This window comes from Mesorhizobium sp. M7A.F.Ca.CA.001.10.2.1, from assembly GCF_003998575.1.
Classification (GTDB): domain Bacteria; phylum Pseudomonadota; class Alphaproteobacteria; order Rhizobiales; family Rhizobiaceae; genus Mesorhizobium.
In genome coordinates, this window is record NZ_RZQY01001083.1 from 1 (window position 1) to 1,165 (window position 1,165).

The following is a 1,165-nucleotide window of genomic DNA, read 5'->3' on the forward strand; positions in this document are numbered from 1 at the left end:
GTCCCGGATTTGCGCGCGAAGTGCGGCTACGCTGTCGACGACGACGGGTTGGCTCATGTGTCGTCCCTGCTGTTTGCCGCCGAAAAGACATGGCCGGGGCCGGGGAATGTCCGGCCCCGCACCTCGGCTGCATAGGTTTCCGCCGCATGCGAGATCACGCTGCGCAGGTCGGCGTATTCCTTGACGAATTTCGGCACGCGATCGACGGTCAGCCCGACCATGTCGTCGATGACCAGGATCTGGCCGTCGCATTCACCGCTGGCACCGATGCCGATGGTCGGAATGGCGAGGCGGCGGCTGATATCGGCGGCGACCCTCTCGACCGTGCCTTCGATGACCACCGAGAAAGCGCCGGCATTCTCGACGGCGAGCGCATCGCGAAGCAATGCCGCAACAGCCTCCTCGGTGCGGCCCTTGATCTTGTAGCCGCCGTCCTTCTCGACCGATTGCGGCTGCAGGCCGATATGTCCCATCACCGGAATGCCGGCGGCGACGATGGCCTCGATCTGGCTGATCATGTCGAGGCCGCCTTCGAGCTTCACCGCCTGGCAGCCGGTTTCGTCGACGACCCGCCGCGCCGAGTTGACGGCTTGCGCTGCCGTTGCCTCATAGGTGCCGGCCGGCAGGTCGACGACGACGCAGGCCCTGGCCGAGCCGCGCATCACGGCCTGCCCATGTGCGATCATCATCTCCAGCGAGGCGCCCAGCGTCGTCTTGTGGCCATGCAGGACCATGGCGACACTGTCGCCGACCAGAAGCAGGTCAACATGGCGATCGAGCAGACGGGCGATGGGATAGGTATAGGCGGTCAGGCAAACGATCGGCGTGCCGCCCTTGCGGTGGCGAATCGCCTCGGCGCTGATGCGAATGTCGGTGGTCGGCAATTCCGTGGCCAATCGTCACCTCCTTGGCCTCAAGCCGGGCTGGATGCAGGCATGGGCGCGCAGAGCTTTAGAAATACCGCAAAGGCTTGGCAAGCGTGCATGCAGCGACCGGGAGGATCACAGGCTTGTGTCGGGCTTCAGGCAAGCCATTTGCGCGCACGCCGTGGCAAAAGCCTTGCCTTCGGCAAGGCCTGACGCCATAAGCAGGAAAACGGGCGCTGCCGGCGCGAGGGTTTTGAAATGAAGACTTTCCTTACGCAGTTTTTCACCTGGTGGAACAG

1 protein-coding gene is annotated in these 1,165 nt (G+C 64.1%); it reads right to left on the bottom strand.

What is annotated here, in order from left to right; all coding sequences use genetic code 11:
• Window positions 1-53 precede the first annotated feature (53 nt).
• Window positions 54-896, bottom strand: a complete 843-nt coding sequence (gene panB / locus EN964_RS35240) for a 3-methyl-2-oxobutanoate hydroxymethyltransferase (RefSeq protein ID WP_127272407.1) — start codon at window positions 894-896, stop codon at window positions 54-56.
• Window positions 897-1,165 lie beyond the last annotated feature (269 nt).